Source organism: Sphingomonas sp. PP-CE-1A-559 (assembly GCF_004340965.1).
Lineage (GTDB): Bacteria > Pseudomonadota > Alphaproteobacteria > Sphingomonadales > Sphingomonadaceae > Sphingomonas.
Genome location: NZ_SLYA01000003.1, coordinates 515,644 through 529,901, shown reverse-complemented (window position 1 = coordinate 529,901; position 14,258 = coordinate 515,644). Strand labels below are relative to the sequence as shown.

Genomic DNA, 14,258 nt, shown 5'->3' with positions numbered 1-14,258 from the left:
TGCCGAGGCTGTGGAACAGTTGATGCCGGAACAAGCCCGGCATGACGGAGAAACTCTGGATTCCACCAACACTTGTTCCCCCGCGTAGGCGGGGGCCCAGGACCAAGCAGGGATACGGTACTTAGCTGGGCTCCCGCGTCCGCGGGAGAACAACGGTGTTAGCCGAATGGAGTTAGCGCGGGCCCTGAACGTCGGCCTTCGCCGCAGCGCGTTCGTCGCCGCCGATCTTGCCGTCGTGGTTTGCATCATACTTCGCGAAGGTCGCCGCGAGCAGCGCCTGCGCTTCGGCCTGCGTGACCTTGCCGTCCTTGTTCTTGTCCGCGCTGGTGAACCACAGGTCGGCGAGACGCTTGGCGTGGACCGGATCCGGGCGGCCCGGCCCGACCTTCATGTTGCCGATCCGCGCCTGGACCTCGGCGCGCGTGAGCACGCCGTCCTTGTTGGTGTCCGATGCCGCGAACTCGGCCTTGAACTTGGCCGAAGCGGACGCGCGGGTTTCCTGCGCGAGCGCCGGAGTCGCAAGGCCAGCGAGAACGAGAAGGGTGAGGCTTTGGCGTAGCACGGTGGGTTAACTCCAGAGGATTTACGGCGCGAATAGACCGGTTCGGTTGTACGCGCCATTAACGCGCGCGGTTGCATGCACAGGTTGCATGAGGGGCCCCCAGCGCATAGGGGCGCGGGCATTGGATATTGCCCGAAGGATTCTGCCCGTGACCGATCAGATCAACCGCGTCGTGCTCGCCTATTCCGGTGGCCTGGACACGAGCGTGATCCTGAAATGGCTCCAGCAGACGTATAACTGCGAAGTCGTGACGTTCACCGCCGATCTTGGCCAGGGCGAGGAACTCGAGCCGGCGCGCGCCAAGGCCGAGATGATGGGCGTCAAGCCCGAGCACATCTTCGTCGACGATCTGCGCGAGGAATTCGTGCGGGATTACGTGTTCCCGATGATGCGCTCGAACGCACTGTACGAGGGGCTGTACCTGCTCGGCACGTCGATCGCGCGGCCGCTGATCGCCAAGCGGCAGATCGAGATCGCCAAGATGGTCGGCGCCGACGCGGTCAGCCACGGCGCGACCGGCAAGGGCAACGACCAGGTCCGTTTCGAGCTCGGCTATTACGCGCTGTCGCCCGACATCAAGGTCATCGCGCCGTGGCGCGAATGGGATCTCACCAGCCGCACGCGCCTGATCGAGTTCGCCGAGCAGCATCAGATTCCGGTCGGCAAGGACAAGCGCGGCCAGGCGCCGTTCTCGACCGATGCGAACATGCTGCACACATCGAGCGAAGGCCTCGTGCTCGAGAACCCGTGGGACGAGGTTCCCGACTATGTCTACTCGCGCACCGTGAACCCCGAGGACGCGCCCGACCTCCCTGAGTACATCACGATCGATTTCGAGCGCGGCGACGGTGTCGCGATCAATGGCGAGGGCATGAGCCCGGCCACCCTGCTGTCGACGCTCAACGAATACGGCCGCCGCCACGGCATCGGCCGTCTCGATCTCGTCGAGAACCGCTTCGTCGGCATGAAGAGCCGCGGCATGTACGAGACCCCCGGTGGCACGATCTATCACCTCGCGCATCGTGGCATCGAGCAGCTGACGCTCGATCGCGGCGCCGCGCATCTGAAGGACGAGCTGGCGCCGCGCTATGCCGAGCTGATCTACAACGGCTTCTGGTTCAGCCCCGAGCGCGAGATGCTGCAGGCGGCGATCGATCACAGCCAGGAGAAGGTGTCGGGCACGGTTCGCCTGAAGCTCTACAAGGGCGGCGTGTACGTGGTCGGGCGGAAATCGCCGAATTCGCTCTATTCGGAGAAGGTCGTGACGTTCGAGGACGACCAGGGCGCCTACGACCAGCGCGACGCAGCCGGCTTCATCAAGCTGAACGCACTGCGCCTGCGCCTGCTCGGACGGCGTGATCAGTAATCCGCCACACACTGGACCGCGGTTCGATGCCGAAGTTTGCGGGGAAGATCGTCAACTCGTCGTGCGCGCACTTGTCTAGTGCGCCCACCCGCCCCTAGGGTTCGACGATATGATTACTCAGGGGGAAAAGCTGCATTGGTGGCAGACGCGCGCATTCGTTGCCGCGGTTGCGATCGCATCGATCATACCGTTGCTGTGGCCGGAAATACCGCCGCTGGTCGACCTGCCCGGACATATGGGCCGGTACCGCGTCCAGCTGGCGATCGCCGATAATCCCTGGTTGAATCAATGGTATAACTTCCGCTGGCAGATGATCGGCAACCTCGGCATCGACCTGCTGATCGTGCCGCTCGCGCCGATCTTCGGGTTGCAGCTTGCGGTGAAGCTGATCGTGATGGCGATCCCGGCGCTCACCGTGACCGGGCTGCTCTGGATCGCGCGCGAGGTGCACGGGCGAATCCCCGCGACCGCGCTGTTCGCGCTGCCGCTCGCCTACAGCTATCCGTTCCAGTTCGGATTCGTGAATTTCGCGCTCGGCATGGCACTCGCGCTCAACCTGTTCGCGCTGTGGCTTCGAATGGGGCGGCTCGACCGGCGGCAACTGCGGACCCTTATCTTCGTGCCCGTCTCGTGCCTGTTGTGGCTGTGCCATACGTTCGGCTGGGGCGTGCTGGGCGTGCTGGCCTTCTCCGCCGAGCTGATCCGCCAGCACGACATCCGCCGTGACAGCGATCCCAAGAGCTGGGCGCATGGCTGGTTCAAAGCCTGCATCCAGGCCGGGCTGAACTGCCTGCCGCTGGCGCTGCCGATGGTGATGATGATCGTCTGGCGCTCGGGTGATCATGTCGGCGGCAAGACGCAGGACTGGTTCAACTGGCGCTGGAAGATGAACTGGATCACGATGGTCCTGCGCGATCGGTGGATGACGTTCGACATAGCGTCGGTCACCGTGCTGTTCGTGATCCTGTTCCGCGGCGTGCGCGACCAGACGATCGAGTATTCGCGCAACCTGAGCCTGTCAGCGCTGTTCCTCGCGATCGTGTATATCCTGTTGCCGCGGATCGTCTTCGGGTCGGCCTATGCCGACATGCGGCTCGCGCCGTTCATGCTCGGGATCGCGGTGATCGCGCTGCGGCCGCGGCACGGGCTGTCATTGCGCGGCGCGGCGGTGCTCGCGGTGCTGGGCTTTGCGTTCTTTGGCGTGCGGCTGGCGGGGACGACGGTCAGCTACCTGATGTACGATCGCAGCTACGACCAGGCGATCGCAGCGATCGATACGGTGCCCGAGCGGTCGCGCGTCGTGTCGTTCGTCGGGCGGCGCTGTCGCGACGACTGGGCCTATTCGCGGCTCGAGCATGTGCCCGCGCTGCTGCTGGAGCGGCGGCTGGCGTTCACCAACGATCAATGGTCGATGGCGGGCGCGCAGTTGATGACGACGCAGTATCCGGCGGCGAAGGGCTTTGCGCATGACCCGTCGGAGATCGTCAGCGACATCAAGTGCCGTGGCCAGTTCTGGCGGCCGATCTCGATGGCGCTGGAAAAATTCCCGCGCGATGCGTTCGATTACGTGTGGCTGATCCACCCGCCGAAGTTCGATTCGAAGCTGGTCCGCGACCTGACGCTGATCCGGCGCGATGGCACCAGCCTGCTGTACCGCGTCAACCGGGCTGCTGCTGCTCGCCCCGCCGGAACGGAGTAAGCTCGCCGAGATACTCCTGCTGCTCGGCGACGGCTTCGCGTTCACGGACGAGATAGTCGGCGATCGCGCGGCGGAAGCTCGGGTCGGGGATATAGTGCGCGGAATAGGTCGCGACCGGGGCATAGCCGCGCGCGAGCTTGTGTTCCCCCTGTGCGCCCGCCTCGACGGTCTGCAATCCCCGCGCGATGGCCGCGTCGATCGCCTGGTAATAGCAGAGTTCGAAATGGAGGAACGGCACCTCCTCCGTCGCCCCCCAATAACGACCGTAGAGCGTGTCGTCGCCGATCAGGTTGAGTGCGCCGGCGATCGGTACGCCATCACGCTCGGCGAGGATGAGCAGTACGCGGTCGGCCATCGTCTTGCCGATCTGGTCGAAGAACGCGCGCGTGAGGTAGGGTTGGCCCCATTTGCGGCTGCCGGTGTCCTGGTAGAAGACCCAGAACGCGTCCCAGTGCTCGCGCGTAATCTCGGTACCGACGAGGTGGCGGATCGTCAGGCCTTCGACGGCGGCGGCGCGCTCCTTGCGGATCGCTTTCCGCTTGCGGCTGGCGAGGACGGCGAGGAAGTCGTCGAAGCTGGCGTAACCCTCGTTCTTCCAGTGGAATTGCGTGCCCTGGCGGATCAGCCAGCCCGCCGCCTCAAACAGCGCCACTTCGTCGGGATCGATGAAAGTGGCGTGCGCGGAGGATAGGCCGCTCTGGTCGGTCACCGCCTCCAGCGCGGCGATCAGCGCGGGGGCTTGCTCGCGGTCGCGAAGGAGCAGGCGTGGGCCGGGTACAGGGCTGAACGGCGCGGCGATCTGGAGCTTGGGGTAATATTGCCCCCCTGCCCGCTCCCAGGCGTCCGCCCAGCCCTGGTCGAAGACGTATTCGCCCTGGCTGTGGCTTTTGGCATAGGCGGGCGCGATTGCCGCCGGTTTGCCGTCGGGGTCGTCGACCACGATCGGCAGCGCCTGCCAACCGGAGCGGCCGCCGACGCTCTTCGACGCTTCGAGCGCGGAGAGGAAGGCGTGGCCGACAAACGGGTTGGCGGTGCCGGAGCATGCCTCCCAATCCTCAGCCGCGATCGAGGTGACGCCTTGGGCGATGCGGGCTGTGACGGCGTTCATCCGCGACATTTGGGGTAGCGGGGTGCCGATAGCAAAGGGCGCGTCCGCTTATCTCGAAGGAAAACAGCCGTCCGTCCCATACGCCGTTCTCCCGCAAAGGCGGGAGCCCAGGACCACATGGGCTGCGCTTGGTAACCCTGGGCTCCCGCTTTCGCGGGCGAACAAGTGTTAGGCGGAAACTTGAACGATCGCGTCGATCTCGACAGCGGCGCCGAGCGGGAGGACGGGAACGCCGACAGCTGCGCGCGCATGCTTCCCGGCATCGCCGAACAGCGCAACCATCAAGTCCGATGCGCCGTTAGCGACCTTCGCCTGATCGGTGAAATCGCCGGTCGAGTTGACGAATACGCCAAGCTTCACGATCCGCTCGACGCGACCGAGCGTGCCGAGGGCGGCCTTCATCTGTGCGACGAGCATGAGCGCACAGAGCTTGGCGGCCTCCTGCGCGTCTTCGAGCGACACGCCGTCTCCGACGCGTCCGGTGACGAGCTTGCCGTCCTTGAACGGCAACTGGCCCGAGATGTGGAGCATGCCGTTCGCCAGCACGGTCGGGACATAGGACGCCACGGGTGCGGCAGCCTGCGGGAGGGTGAGGCCCAGCTCTTCGAGCTTGCGGTCGATACGATCGGTCATGGGGGAGGTATCACCACAGCGGTGGGGGATGGGTCAAGTGGGGGCGGACCCCGACCGTCGATCGCCCCTTCCGCTCCCCTCCCTGGAAGGGAGGGGCCGGGGGTGGGTCGGCTTCCGCATTGCGCGGAACGGTTGCGATCAAAGCTGGCCTACCCACCCCCCAACCCCTCCCTTTCAGGGAGGGGGGAACGGTGTGTTCGCGGTGACGTGGGCGGCTTAGGCGTCCGCCGGCAAGCCCGCTTCGAATCGTGCGGCGATCCAGTCCGCCGCCTCGCGCCAGTCGTCGATCCGCGCGTGGGCCTCTGGCGCCTTCGGCACACTCACCGCCAGCGTCGGCTCAGAGACCATGTGCAACCGGTGCACCCCCGGCGCGTGCTTGGCGACCGACTCGTGATGCACCGCGAGATCGTCGACGAACACCGTGACCGGTGCGCCATATTCCTCGACCAGCCGCGACACCGGCGTGCCCTTGCCGCCCTGGTTGCACTCGACGCGGTGGGCGATGCCGAACTTGGCGAGCTGCTCGATCCGCGGCTGGCGGCATTCGTCCTGGAGGTTGGTGAGGATGACGATGTCCGCCACCTGGGCCAGCCGCTCCAGCGCCTCGACCGCATGCGGCACCAATGTCTGGCGGTGCATCTCGGCGGGGAAGAACTCGCCGAGCATCGCCCACATATCCTCGCGCGACGGCGGCGGGCCGCCATCGCGGCGCGTCATCGCGGTCGAGAAATCGCCGTGCTGGATCGCGAAGTCGATGTCGTGGCGCTCGTCGAGCCAGACGCCGAAATGCTTGACCATGTGCAGCAGCACTTCGTCGCAATCGCTGATCAGCAACGGCCTCATGCTTCAAATTCTCCCTGGTCCAGCTTGGCGTGTGCGCGGACGAGTGCCTCTGGCTTCACACCCAGCGACTCGGCGCAGGCAATCAGGTCCGGCTCGTGGTTTTCGAGGAAGCCGAGCGCCGCGGACAGCACCGTCGGGTCGCTCGCCCGAGCACGGAGGTCATGCGGCTCAAGGCCGGTCACCGACAGCAATCGCATAGCGCGATCGGGCTCGACCAGCGTCCATACCAACGCGCGCAGGGCGAGCGCTTCGGCGTCTTCGTTTGAATCACGGTCGCGCATTGCCTATCGTGCCTTCTTTCCGGATAAGGTGCGGCGGTGACAAAGAAGGTGCTCGTTGTCGAGGACAACGAACTCAACCTCAAACTATTCTGCGACCTGTTGCGCGCGCATCAGTTTGCCGTAGAGCCTGTGCGCGACGGCCGCGAAGCCGTTGCGAAAGCGCGGGAATTCGTGCCCGACCTGATCATCATGGACATCCAGATGCCACACGTCACCGGCTACGAGATCATCCTCGAACTGAAGGCGGACGAGGAGTTGAAGGCGATCCCGGTGATGGCGGTGACCGCGTATGCGGGGCGCGAGGACGAGGAGCGGATCCGGGCTGCGGGCGCGGACTCGTATGTGTCCAAGCCGATCAGCCTGGCGCGGTTCATGGATGCGGTGGGGGCGCTGATTTAAGGTGGAAGCGCGCGGATACCCATCTGCTCCGCCTGCCCGTTGCTTCCACCTGAAATTCGCTGCCTACCCGAACCCCCACCCCCGTTCGTGCTGAGTAGAGACCGAGTAGCTTCGTCAGAAGCGTATCGAGGGCTCGTATCGAAGCATGGGTTCCGCGCGCCAACCTGTCCTTCGATACGCCATCTCGATACGCCACCTACGGCGACCACTCGATGGCTGCTCAGGACGAACGGGAGAGGGGGCAAACGGAAGGGGGAGGGACGAACGGAAGGGAATCACAAACGCCAAAAGCCGCGAGGGGATACCCCGCGGCTTTTCGGATCTTCGCAATCAGACGGCGGTTCGCACCGCCGACCGGATTACTTGATCTTGGCTTCCTTGAACTCGACATGCTTGCGCACGACGGGATCGTACTTCGAGAAGGAGAGCTTCTCCGTCTTGGTACGGGGATTCTTCTTGGTGACGTAGAAGAAGCCGGTGTCAGCGGTGCTGAGCAGCTTGATCTTTACGGTGGTCGGCTTGGCCATGAGCCCAATTCCTATGGCTTGAAAATGCGAAAGCGGCGAACTGACGCCGCCGCTCCATCAGGGGCGGCGCATGGCGGACGTAGGGAACGAAGTCAAGCTTTACCCCGTCGCTGCGCGCTAGGACCGTTCATTTAACCCGCTATTCACTACCGCGAGCGCATCATATCATCAAATAAAGACAGGAGCGGGATCGTGGGGCAGGCGCTGGTTCGAATCGACGACATGATGGCGGTGAAGGCCGATCTCGCGGCGCGAATCGCGGCGATCGATGTCCGAGCGCCCTATTCCCGACCATGCGACATCGCCACCGAGATCGATGCGATCCGCGTGATCGCTCATACCAACGGCCTCAATCCCGCGGTCACGGTCGCGCACTTCGTCGATTCGGCCCTGTCACGCGGCGAGCATGGCGCGCTGGAGCATGGCTGGCTGTCGATCCTGCGCGATGCGGTCGGGTGCGAACGGCAGGACGTCCAGGCGTGCCACGCGTTCGCCGCGGCGTGTTCGGTGCGCCTTGCGGGATAATCCATGGACGCCTTGATGGCGGCACTCGTCGCGGCCGCGCTGGCGCAAGTCGGCGATCGAACGGCGTGGCTCGCGGCGATCCTGTCGGACCGGTACGCCAAGCCGGGACTGGTGATCGCGGTGGCGGCGCTGGCGTTGCTCGCGGCAAGCGGCCTGGCGGCGGCGCTCGGTGCGGTAATCGGTCCGAAGCTTGCTCCCAATGCGCAACAACTGATGCTCGCGCTCGCACTGCTGTTGCAGGCCGGCGGATCGTTCTTCCCTGCCAAGGCACCCGACCGGCTCGACCGCTGGAAGATCGGCGCGATCGCAACCACCGCGCTCGGCCTGTTCATCCTGGCCTTTGGCGACGGCGTTCAGTTCATCGTCCTGACGCTTGCCGCGCGGACGCCCGTCCCCGCGCTCGCCGCGATCGGCGCGACGATCGGCTCGCTGGTCGTGATCGTCCCCGCCGCGCTGATGGGCGAGGCCGCGTGGCTGAAACTGCCGCTCAAGCCGCTGCGCATCGCGATCGGGATCGTATTCCTGATCTTCGGTATCGTTCTCGCGCTCGGCGCCTTGCGATTGGTCTAGCAATCGGGAGCAATTCGGTGTTCGAATCGTTCACGCAACGACTTTCAAACCGGAGCTAAACATGGCCGACATCAACCCCGCCCTCGACACGCCGACCGACCTGCCGAGCAACAGCACCAAGTCGGTCGCCGACGCGCTGAACGCCGCGCTCGCCGATTGCTACGCGCTGTATCTCAAGACCAAGAACTTCCACTGGCACATGTCTGGGCCGCATTTCCGCGACTATCACCTGTTGCTCGACGACCAGTCCGCGCAGATCATCGGCGTGACCGACGCGATCGCCGAGCGCGTGCGCAAGACCGGCAACACCACGCTGCGCTCGATCGGCGACATCTCGCGGCATCAGACGATCGCCGACAACGACATGGCGTTCGTCGGCCCGACCGAGATGCTCGCCGAACTGCGCGAGGACAATCTGAAGCTCGTCGAGCAGTTCCGCATCGTCAAGGACGCCGCCGACGCCGCCAAGGACAACGCTACCAGTGGCATCGTCGACGAGTGGACGGATCACGCCGAGGAGCGTGCGTGGTTCCTGTTCGAGGCGAGCCGCAAGGCCTGATCGTTACGCCCGAGGAACAAATCGGACGCCAAGCCGGTTGAGCGACCTTACCAAACAGGAGGCCGATATGTTGAAGCTTGCAATTACCTTTCTCGTCATCGGCGCAGTTCTCGCGCTGCTCGGCTTCGGCGGAATCGGCGGGGCGTTCATCGGTATTGCCAAGATCCTGTTCTTCATCGCGATCGCACTGTTCGTGATCTTCCTCGTGCTTGGCCTTCTCGCGGGCAAGGGCATTAAGAACGCGGTCGACTGACACCGATCCGCTGGATCGATCGACAACGACCGTCGTCGGAACCATCCGGCGGCGGTCGTTTCGCGTCTGCATCCCTTCGGGCAGCAGGTGCGTTTACCGATGATGCACGCTTTTGCCGCCCTGCTCGATTCGCTCACCTACACACGATCGCGCAACGCCAAGTTGAAGCTGATCGCGGATTATCTGCGCGCGACGCCCGATCCGGATCGCGGCTGGGCGATGGCGGCGCTGACCGGCGATCTCGATCTCAAGGGCGTGAAGTCGGCGGTGATCCGTGGTTTGATCGAGGAGCGCGTCGATCCGGTACTGTTCCGGATGAGTCGCGATTATGTCGGCGATACCGCGGAAACGGTGGCACTGCTGTGGCCTGAGCCGACGGTTCCGGTCGATCCGACGCCGCTGTCGATCTCCGATGTCGTCGAGCGGCTGGCGGCGCTGTCGCGTGCCGACGCGCCCGGTGCGCTGGCAGACATGCTCGACCGGTCGGATGCGGAGGAGCGGTTCGCGCTGTTGAAGATGGCGACTGGCGCGCTGCGGATCGGCGTGTCGGCGCGCTTGGCGAAGACCGCGCTGGCCGATGCGTTCGGGCTTGATGTCGATGCGGTCGAGGAGGTCTGGCACGGCCTCGATGCACCGTATCCGAGCCTGTTCGCCTGGGCGGAGGGCACGGGCGCGCAGCCTACGCCCGCCGACGTGCCCGTGTTTCGGCCGTTCATGCTGGCACATGGCCTCGAAGATCTCCGCGTCGATCTCGTCGACTATGCCGCCGAGTGGAAATGGGACGGCATCCGCGTGCAGATCGTCCATGTCGCGGGCGAGACGCGGCTCTACAGCCGCACCGGCGACGACGTGACGGGCAGCTTCCCCGAGATCGCGGCTGCGTTCCGGACGCCGGGGACGGTCGATGGCGAACTGCTGGTGAAGGGCGAGCATCAGGGCGGGACGCTGGAGGATGGCGGCGGTGCTGCGAGCTTCAACGCGTTGCAGCAGAGGCTTGGCCGCAAGACCGTGTCGGCGAAGATGCTGGCGGACTATCCCGCGTTCGTGCGGCTGTATGATCTGCTGATCGATGGCGACGAGGATTTGCGTTCGCTACCCTGGACCGAGCGGCGCAAGCGGCTCGAGGCATTCGTGCCGCAACTCGATCCCGAGCGGTTCGATCTCAGCGTCGTGATCGAGGCGGACGACTTCACCGCGCTGGAGGCGATTCGCGCGACCTCACGCGACGCGGCGATCGAGGGCGTGATGCTGAAGCGCCGCGACTCGCCGTACGTCGGTGGGCGACGCGCCGGGCTCTGGTATAAATGGAAGCGTGATCCGCTGACCGCCGACTGCGTGATGATGTACGCACAACGGGGGTCGGGGCGGCGGTCGTCTTATTATTCGGACTACACCTTCGGGTGCTGGACCGAGGAGGGCGAGTTGCTTCCTGTGGGGAAGGCATATTCCGGGATTACCGACGAAGAGCTCAAGATGCTCGACAGCTTCGTGCGCAACCATACGCAGAACCGGTTCGGGCCGGTGCGCGAGGTGGAGAAGACGCTGGTGCTGGAGATCGCGTTCGATTCGCTCCACGATTCGAAACGGCACAAATCGGGCGTGGCGATGCGCTTTCCGCGGATCGCGCGGATCCGGACGGACAAGCCTGCGGCGGAGGCGGACCGGATCGAGACGCTCAAGCGGATGATCACGTAATCCGCGCGTCATCGAAGCTGGTGGCGGTGCAGGCTATCGTGCCCGATCTTGATACGCGTAAGGATCGTCCGGTGAAAAGTTCGAAACACCCTCGCACGGTAGCGGCACGGCGCTGGCGGCGCGGCGCGTGGGTGACTGCCATAATATCCGCGATCGTCGTGCTGTTCGTCTACCTCGCCGGCTATTTCGACCGCGATCCGGTGCATGTGTACCCGGCGATCGGCGTTCAGGCTTCGGGACCGCCGCCGATTGTGGTGGTGAACTTCTCGGGCGACATGGGGCTGCGGTTCCTGCTGGGCGCGTCGACCTCGCGGGGACTGACCGAGCACGGCATTCCGGTCGTCGGGATCACTACGCCGGCGCTGTTCGCGCATCATCGGACGCGGACGGAACTCGATGCGATCATCGCGGATGGCGTGCGGACGGCTCTGGCACGCACGGGTGCGAAGCGGATCGTGGTGATGGGGCAGTCCTATGGCGCGGATATCGTCCAGACCGGACTCGCCAACCTGCCGGCGGACTTGCGGCCACGCGTTGCCACGATCGTGCTGATCCTGCCGGGTGACACGGTGTTCTATCGCGCGGATCCGTCCAGCCTGCTCTACGATCACGGCACGCCCGACAGCATGGGCGCGACTACCGGCAACCAGCTGACCTGGGCGCCACTCACCTGCATCTATGGGGTGGAGGAAACGGATAGCCTGTGCCCGCTGCTGGCGACGGCGAACGCGCGCAAGGTTGGGATGCCGGGGGGGCATAACATCCATCACGATGCAGATGGCCTGCTGCGGCATGTACTGGCCGCGATCAGATCGGTCGCGCCGGGTGCGGGGCATGGGTTTTAGGGCTGGGCGATAGGTGAAGTTGTGACCTCGGTACGACTTCCGCCTAGGTCCTGACACTGCCCTGAGCTTCCCTTCCCCCAACCGTTTGAACCGCTCAACCGACCAACCGTCATCTCAGCAGAAGCTGGGATCTCATCGTGTGAGGCTTGGCGCCCGCCAAACCGGGATACCCCAGCTTTCGCTGGGGTGACGGGTGGGGGGTGGCGACGCACGAGGAGTTGGGGCGGGCATGCGGTGAGTCGCCATGTTCCGCAGGGACCGTCCCTGTATCCTTGTTCTCCCGCGAAGGCGGGAGTCCAGTCTGGGCTCCCGCCTTCGCGGGAGAACAAGCAGAGGAGCGTTGGCAGGGACCCGAACCGCGCAACTATTGCGGCGTGGCGGCGATCTTTATCTCGAACAGCGTCGGCCAGTATTTGCCCGTCACGAACAGTCGGTCCGCCTTCGCGTCCCAGGCGATGCCGTTGAGCACCGCCTCGCGGTCCGTCGCTGCGATCTCGGCGACGATCGGGCGGAGGTCGATCACCGCACCGACCTTGCCGGTTGCGGGATCGATACGGACGAGGAAGCCGGTATGCCAGACGTTGGCGAGCAGCGCGCCCTGGACATATTCGAGCTCGTTGATGTCGCGCAACGGGCGGCCGTCGATCGTTACGGCGACACGCTTGCGTTCGGCCAGAGTGAGCGGATCGCGGACGATGATGTCGGAACTGCCGTCGGACTGGAGCAGCGAGACGCCGTCGCTGGTCAGGCCCCAGCCTTCGCCGGTGTAGCGGTTCTGCCCTTTGGGCTTGAGTGTGCGGACGTCCCAGCGGTGCGCGATGCCGTCGTGCCAGGTGAGGCTGACGAGTTGGTCTTTCCACAGCGCAAGGCCTTCGCCGAACTGCGCAGGATCGATTCGCGCCTTGGCGAGGATCTTGCCGTCCTTGAGCGAGACGCGGCGGACGTCGGATTGCCGCTCCTGCCCCGTGCTCTCGTACAGCGCACCGTCGTGCCAGAGCAGGCCTTCGGTGAACGCAATGCGGTCATGCGGATAGCGCGCGACGATCGTCGCCGAGAACACCGGCACGCGGGTCGGCTCACGCGGAGCTGCGACAGCGCCCTGCCCGGCCTGCGCCGCGGACGACAGCGAAGACGATGAAACGAGAACGGCCGGTCCCGCCAAAGCGAAACCGGCCGCAATCATTATCCTACCGAACATGGTACGATCAGCGTTCTGAGTCAGACAGCTATCAGCCGCCTGCGCTCAGGTTCACTGCTGCGTACTTGCCGCGACGATCGACCTCGAGCTCGAACTCGAGCTTGTCGCCCTCGTTCAGCGTCGACATGCCGGCGCGCTCGACGGCCGAGATGTGGACGAATGCGTCAGGCTGTCCGTCGTCGCGCTGGATAAAGCCGAAGCCCTTCATCGCGTTGAAGAACTTGACCGTACCAGTCGCCTTCTCGCCGGTGAGCTGACGCTGTGCGCCACCTGCACCACCGTCACGGTCGCGATCGCGATCGCCACCACGGGGCGCGCCCGGGCCGGCATCACGGTCACGCGGCGGGCCGCGATCGGTAACGGCCATCGGCTCGCCATCGATCTTCAGGTCGGTTGCCGAGATACGGCCACCGCGGTCGACGAGCGTGAAGCCGAGCGGCTGACCCTCGGCGAGAGCGACCATGCCGGCCTGCTCGACGGCGCTGATGTGAACGAAAACGTCCTCGCCGCCGTCATCGCGAACGACGAAGCCGAAGCCCTTCTGCGCGTTGAAGAACTTTACGACGCCCGTGCCTTCGCCGACGACCTGGGGAGGCATGCCGCGACCACCGCCGCCGCCGCCACCGCCCGAGAAGCCGCCGCCACCGCCGCCGCCGCGGTAACCACCGCCGCCGCCGCCGCTGCCGCCACCGAAGCTGCTGCCGCCGCCGTAGCTGCTGCCACCGCCGCCACCGTAGCTCGAGCCACCGCCGCCGCCATAGCTGCTACCGCCACCGCCGCCGAACCGATCGCCGCCACCGCCAAAGCTGCTGCCGCCGCCGAACTCGTTGTCGCCGCCGCCGAAGCTGTCGCGCTTGTCGCGGCCACGCCCGCCACGGTTCCCGCGGCCACCTTTATCGAAACCCATAAGCTCTGTTCGTCTTCCCGGTTCGCCCGCAAATTTCTCAAAACCCTTGTGCCGGACGACGAACGCAGGTTTTCCAGCGCGAAACCTTTTGCGCCTTGAGGGGACCCTTAGCGCAAAATACAAGCCGTCGCGAATAGATTCTGATCCGAGGGCGCTCGATTTGGATCGATACTGGCGCAAGTGTCGCGCGCCAGCCACGACTCGTCGCATCAACGATCGCAAAGCCTTCTTGTCGCCTGATTTGGATCGGTGACGCATATAGAGGCATTGAGCGTTAAGCTTCGGGCG

At 65.1% G+C, this 14,258-nt stretch carries 17 protein-coding genes; 9 read left to right on the top strand and 8 right to left on the bottom strand.

Annotation, left to right across the window (positions count from 1 at the left end; genetic code table 11):
* Positions 1-172: 172 nt before the first annotated feature.
* The gene (locus C8J42_RS12775) at positions 173-562 is read right to left on the bottom strand and encodes an EF-hand domain-containing protein (protein ID WP_133020312.1); all 390 of its coding nucleotides are present in this window, start codon (positions 560-562) and stop codon (positions 173-175) included.
* Between the two features lie 148 nt (positions 563-710).
* Here C8J42_RS12775 and C8J42_RS12770 point away from each other — a divergent pair, with 148 nt between their 5' ends.
* A complete protein-coding gene (locus C8J42_RS12770) occupies positions 711-1,928 on the top strand; it encodes an argininosuccinate synthase (protein WP_133020311.1) in 1,218 nt (405 codons plus the stop codon).
* Between the two features lie 109 nt (positions 1,929-2,037).
* The gene (locus C8J42_RS12765; protein WP_207897120.1) at positions 2,038-3,627 is read left to right on the top strand and encodes a hypothetical protein; all 1,590 of its coding nucleotides are present in this window, start codon (positions 2,038-2,040) and stop codon (positions 3,625-3,627) included.
* Here the strand turns inward: C8J42_RS12765 and C8J42_RS12760 are convergent.
* The 4 genes from C8J42_RS12760 to C8J42_RS12745 form a co-directional block, all read right to left on the bottom strand.
* Positions 3,587-4,735, bottom strand: coding sequence for a GNAT family N-acetyltransferase (locus C8J42_RS12760; RefSeq protein ID WP_133020310.1), 1,149 nt, complete (start codon positions 4,733-4,735; stop codon positions 3,587-3,589). The genes C8J42_RS12765 and C8J42_RS12760 overlap by 41 nt on opposite strands.
* Before the next feature lie 168 nt (positions 4,736-4,903).
* Positions 4,904-5,368 (bottom strand): RidA family protein, encoded by a 465-nt coding sequence (locus C8J42_RS12755; RefSeq protein ID WP_133020309.1) that lies wholly within the window; start codon positions 5,366-5,368, stop codon positions 4,904-4,906.
* 216 nt (positions 5,369-5,584) lie between these two features.
* Entirely contained in the window at positions 5,585-6,211 is a 627-nt protein-coding gene (locus C8J42_RS12750; protein WP_133020308.1) for an HAD family hydrolase, read from the bottom strand.
* Positions 6,208-6,492, bottom strand: a complete 285-nt coding sequence (locus tag C8J42_RS12745) for a DUF3572 domain-containing protein (protein ID WP_056054478.1) — start codon at positions 6,490-6,492, stop codon at positions 6,208-6,210. The genes C8J42_RS12750 and C8J42_RS12745 overlap by 4 nt, the downstream gene beginning before the upstream one ends.
* 36 nt (positions 6,493-6,528) lie before the next feature.
* Between C8J42_RS12745 and C8J42_RS12740 the strand changes: the two genes are divergently transcribed.
* A complete protein-coding gene (locus C8J42_RS12740) occupies positions 6,529-6,891 on the top strand; it encodes a response regulator (protein ID WP_133020307.1) in 363 nt (120 codons plus the stop codon).
* 359 nt (positions 6,892-7,250) lie between these two features.
* Here C8J42_RS12740 and rpmG read toward each other — a convergent pair whose 3' ends face one another.
* Positions 7,251-7,418: a 50S ribosomal protein L33 gene (rpmG, locus tag C8J42_RS12735; RefSeq protein WP_055881863.1), complete on the bottom strand. Its 168-nt coding sequence runs from the start codon at positions 7,416-7,418 to the stop codon at positions 7,251-7,253.
* 192 nt (positions 7,419-7,610) lie between these two features.
* Between rpmG and C8J42_RS12730 the strand changes: the two genes are divergently transcribed.
* From C8J42_RS12730 to C8J42_RS12705, 6 genes are all read left to right on the top strand, one after another.
* Positions 7,611-7,943 (top strand): hypothetical protein, encoded by a 333-nt coding sequence (locus tag C8J42_RS12730; protein ID WP_243644356.1) that lies wholly within the window; start codon positions 7,611-7,613, stop codon positions 7,941-7,943.
* 3 nt (positions 7,944-7,946) lie between these two features.
* Entirely contained in the window at positions 7,947-8,513 is a 567-nt protein-coding gene (locus C8J42_RS12725) for a TMEM165/GDT1 family protein (RefSeq protein WP_133020306.1), read from the top strand.
* A gap of 61 nt (positions 8,514-8,574) precedes the next feature.
* The gene (locus C8J42_RS12720) at positions 8,575-9,072 is read left to right on the top strand and encodes a DNA starvation/stationary phase protection protein (protein ID WP_093398573.1); all 498 of its coding nucleotides are present in this window, start codon (positions 8,575-8,577) and stop codon (positions 9,070-9,072) included.
* Positions 9,073-9,139: 67 nt separating this feature from the next.
* Positions 9,140-9,325: a DUF1328 family protein gene (locus C8J42_RS12715; protein ID WP_107955576.1), complete on the top strand. Its 186-nt coding sequence runs from the start codon at positions 9,140-9,142 to the stop codon at positions 9,323-9,325.
* Between the two features lie 102 nt (positions 9,326-9,427).
* Entirely contained in the window at positions 9,428-11,020 is a 1,593-nt protein-coding gene (locus C8J42_RS12710) for a cisplatin damage response ATP-dependent DNA ligase (RefSeq protein WP_133020483.1), read from the top strand.
* Positions 11,021-11,091: 71 nt separating this feature from the next.
* Positions 11,092-11,865: an AcvB/VirJ family lysyl-phosphatidylglycerol hydrolase gene (locus tag C8J42_RS12705; protein ID WP_133020305.1), complete on the top strand. Its 774-nt coding sequence runs from the start codon at positions 11,092-11,094 to the stop codon at positions 11,863-11,865.
* A gap of 364 nt (positions 11,866-12,229) precedes the next feature.
* Here C8J42_RS12705 and C8J42_RS12700 read toward each other — a convergent pair whose 3' ends face one another.
* Positions 12,230-13,063 (bottom strand): glutaminyl-peptide cyclotransferase, encoded by an 834-nt coding sequence (locus C8J42_RS12700; RefSeq protein ID WP_207897119.1) that lies wholly within the window; start codon positions 13,061-13,063, stop codon positions 12,230-12,232.
* A gap of 31 nt (positions 13,064-13,094) precedes the next feature.
* Positions 13,095-13,970 carry a cold-shock protein gene (locus C8J42_RS20640; protein WP_133020304.1) on the bottom strand — a complete coding sequence of 292 codons (876 nt, stop codon included), beginning with the start codon at positions 13,968-13,970 and terminating at the stop codon, positions 13,095-13,097.
* Positions 13,971-14,258: the final 288 nt, after the last annotated feature.

What these genes read in the sequence shown, in the direction of transcription:
- C8J42_RS12715 (WP_107955576.1), top strand. Translation starts at nt 9,140, where the DNA reads ATGTTGAAGCTTGCAATTACCTTTCTCGTCATCGGCGCAGTTCTCGCG.
- C8J42_RS12710 (WP_133020483.1), top strand. Translation starts at nt 9,428, where the DNA reads ATGCACGCTTTTGCCGCCCTGCTCGATTCGCTCACCTACACACGATCG.
- rpmG (WP_055881863.1), bottom strand. Translation starts at nt 7,418, where the DNA reads ATGGCCAAGCCGACCACCGTAAAGATCAAGCTGCTCAGCACCGCTGAC.
- C8J42_RS12745 (WP_056054478.1), bottom strand. Translation starts at nt 6,492, where the DNA reads ATGCGCGACCGTGATTCAAACGAAGACGCCGAAGCGCTCGCCCTGCGC.
- C8J42_RS12700 (WP_207897119.1), bottom strand. Translation starts at nt 13,063, where the DNA reads ATGTTCGGTAGGATAATGATTGCGGCCGGTTTCGCTTTGGCGGGACCG.
- C8J42_RS12725 (WP_133020306.1), top strand. Translation starts at nt 7,947, where the DNA reads ATGGACGCCTTGATGGCGGCACTCGTCGCGGCCGCGCTGGCGCAAGTC.
- C8J42_RS12720 (WP_093398573.1), top strand. Translation starts at nt 8,575, where the DNA reads ATGGCCGACATCAACCCCGCCCTCGACACGCCGACCGACCTGCCGAGC.
- C8J42_RS12760 (WP_133020310.1), bottom strand. Translation starts at nt 4,735, where the DNA reads ATGAACGCCGTCACAGCCCGCATCGCCCAAGGCGTCACCTCGATCGCG.
- C8J42_RS12750 (WP_133020308.1), bottom strand. Translation starts at nt 6,211, where the DNA reads ATGAGGCCGTTGCTGATCAGCGATTGCGACGAAGTGCTGCTGCACATG.
- C8J42_RS12765 (WP_207897120.1), top strand. Translation starts at nt 2,038, where the DNA reads ATGATTACTCAGGGGGAAAAGCTGCATTGGTGGCAGACGCGCGCATTC.
- C8J42_RS12755 (WP_133020309.1), bottom strand. Translation starts at nt 5,368, where the DNA reads ATGACCGATCGTATCGACCGCAAGCTCGAAGAGCTGGGCCTCACCCTC.
- C8J42_RS20640 (WP_133020304.1), bottom strand. Translation starts at nt 13,970, where the DNA reads ATGGGTTTCGATAAAGGTGGCCGCGGGAACCGTGGCGGGCGTGGCCGC.